Annotated in this window: 1 protein-coding gene; it reads left to right on the forward strand. The window is 67.6% G+C overall.

Going from position 1 to position 3,186, the window contains the following annotated elements; translation table 11 throughout:
- A partial coding sequence (locus VML93_RS12790) for an amino acid adenylation domain-containing protein (RefSeq protein ID WP_325611066.1) occupies window positions 1–3,186 on the forward strand: 3,186 nt, incomplete at both ends.

Here is a 3,186-nt window from a genome sequence, read left to right on the forward strand (position 1 = left end):
GTCGGCGGGCTGCGCTGGGCGCAGGTGGTGGCTGGTGACGCGGCGCTGGGCGCGGTGATCAAGGACGCCAAAGAGCAGCTTCGGGCACTGCCCGACGGCCTGACCTACGGTGTGCTGCGCTACCTGAACCCCGACGTCGACGTGCAGGGATCTGACCCGGCGATCGGGTTTAACTATCTGGGGCGCCTGGGTGCGGCGCCGGCCGAGCTCTCCGACGATGTATGGCGGATCTGCCAAAAAAGCATGTCGCTCACCGGCACCACGACGTCGCTGCCGCTACCGCTGGCCCACACCGTGGAGCTCAACGCCGGCGCCGTCGACACCGACACCGGCCCGCAGCTGAACGCCGCCTGGACGTGGGCCCCCTCGGCGTTCGATCACGCGCAGGTCAGCAGGCTGAGCCAGCTATGGTTCGACGCCTTGGCCGGTATCTGCGCGCATGTGCGATCCGGTGGGGGTGGGTTGAGCCCCTCGGATATCGCCCCTGCCCGGCTGAGCCAGCGGCAGCTCGACGAGCTGCAGCGGCAATACCGAATCGCTGACGTGCTGCCGCTGACCGCGTTGCAGCAGGGTCTGCTCTTTCACGCCAGCATCGCGCAGGCCGGTGACGGTGCGTATGTGATGCAGCTGGATATCACGCTGACCGGTCGGCTCGACCGGCACCGATTAGGCGCTGCCGTGCACACGGTGGTCAACCGGCATCCCAACCTGGTGGCCCGATTCTCCGAACAGTTCGACGAGCCGGTGCAGATCATTCCCGCTGATCCCGTGGCGCCCTGGCGGTATGTCGAATTGGCCGGCGGCGACTCGGATGAGCAGATCGAGCGGGTGTGTGCCGCCGAACGCGCCGCGGTCTGCGAGCTGGCCGAAGGGCCGGCATTCCGGGTGGCGCTGATCCGAATCGCCGACGACCGGCACAAGCTGGTGCTCACCAATCACCACATCGTGCTCGACGGCTGGTCGCTACCGATCCTGCTGCAGGAACTCTTCGCCGGCTATCAGGCAAAGCGGCTGCCCGCGGCCCCACCGTACCGCAGCTTTATTGGCTGGCTGGCCGAACGAGATCTGGATGCCGCCCGAGCGGCATGGCGCGACGTGTTCGCAGGCTTTGACACCCCCACCCTGGTGGGTCCACCGGACCGGTTAGAGCCAGGGCTGCGAGGCGTTGAATCATTTCGACTACCGGAGGAGACCACCCGGGCCCTTGGCGAGCTGGCGCGCTCGCACCACACCACCGTCAACACCGTGCTACAGGGTGCCTGGGCGTTACTGCTGTGCTCGCTGACCGGACAACATGACGTCGCCTTCGGCGTCACGGTCTCGGGTCGGCCCCCCGAGGTCGTCGGCGCCGAATCGATGGTGGGCCTATTGATCAACACGGTGCCGGTGCGCGCCAACATCACCGCGGCAACCACCACCGCCGACCTGCTCGAGCAACTGCAACGCGGCCACAATCACACGCTGGAGCACCAGGACCTGGCGCTCGGCGAGATTCACCGTGTCACCGGTCAAGACCAGCTGTTCGACACCCTATTCGTGTTCGAGAACTACCCGATCGACACCGCTGCGTTGTCAGGCGTCGATGGGTTGGCCGTCACCGGGTTCAGCAGCCGCGAATACAACCACTACCCGCTTGCGGTGCAAGTGCTGCCCGGCAGCGAACTGGGCCTTCGCGCCGAATTCGATACCGACGTGTTCGACGTGCAACGCATCGAGTCGTTGATCGCGCGGTTCACGCGGATGTTGGTGGCCATGGCTGCCGAGCCGACCCGACGGCTGTCGTCGATGGATGTACTCGATGCCGGTGAGCATGCCCGGCTGGATGAGTGGGGCAAGCGGGCGGCGCTGACCCAACCGGCAACCAGGGCGTCGATCCCGGTGCTCTTTTCCGAACAAGTCGCGCGCACCCCCGGGGCGCCCGCAGTCAGCTGCAACGGCAGCTCCATTACCTACCGCGAACTTGACGAGGCGGCGAACCGGCTGGCGCGCCTGTTGGCTGGTGCGGGTGTGGGCCCGGGTGAGTGTGTGGCACTGCTGTTTTCCCGGTCGGCCGAGGCGATCGTGGCGATTTTGGCGGTGCTGAAGGCCGGGGCGGCCTATCTTCCGATCGACCCGGCGCTACCGGTGTCGCGGATCGGATTCATGGTTGGCGATGCCGCGCCGATCGCGGCGATCACCACCGCCGGCCTGGCCGATCGGCTGGACGGGTGTGACTTGTGGGTCATCGATGTCGGTGATATCCAGGCCGCCGCTGTCGACAGCCGGCCCGGTGCCGAACTCCCAGTCCCGGCCCCCGAGGACATCGCCTACCTGATCTACACCTCGGGCACCACCGGTGTCCCCAAAGGGGTGGCCATCGCCCACCACAACGTGCCTCGCCTGTTCGACTCACTGGACCCTCGCCTGCGAACCGGCCCGGGCCAAGTGTGGACGCAGTGGCACTCGTACAGCTTCGACGTCTCGGTGTGGGAGATCTTCGGTGCGCTGCTGCACGGTGGGCGGCTGGTGGTGGTACCCGAAGCGGTGGCCAGTTCGCCCGCGGACTTCCAGGCCCTGCTGGTTGCCGAACACGTCACCGTGTTGAGCCAAACTCCGTCCGCCGCGGGGATGCTCTCGCCGCAAGGCCTGGCGTCGGCGGCGTTGGTGGTGGCCGGCGAGGCGTGCCCGCCTGAACTGGTGGATCGGTGGGCGCCCGGGCGGGTGATGATCAACGCTTACGGGCCCACCGAGGCCACGGTGTATGCGTCGATCAGCGCGCCTTTGATCGGTGGGTCGGGAGTGGCACCGATCGGGGCGCCGGTGGCCGGCGCGGCGTTGTTTGTGCTGGATGGGTGGTTGCGGCCGGTGCCGGCCGGTGTGGTGGGTGAGTTGTATGTGGCCGGCGCCGGGCTGGGGTATGGGTATGCGGGTCGGGCGGGGTTGACGGCGTCGCGGTTTGTGGCGTGTGCGTTCGGCGGCGCGGGAGCGCCCGGTGTGCGGATGTATCGGACCGGGGATTTGGTGCGGTGGGGCGCGGACGGGCAGTTGGAGTATCTGGGTCGCGCTGATGAGCAGGTCAAGATCCGCGGGTATCGCATCGAGTTGGGGGAGATCCAGGCCGTGTTGGGCGGGTTGGACGGGGTGGCGCAGGCGGTGGTGATCGCCCGGGAGGACCGGCCCGGCGACAAGCGTCTGGTCGGGTATGTG

The organism is Mycobacterium sp., from assembly GCF_035499775.1.
Taxonomy (GTDB): Bacteria; Actinomycetota; Actinomycetes; order Mycobacteriales; family Mycobacteriaceae; genus Mycobacterium.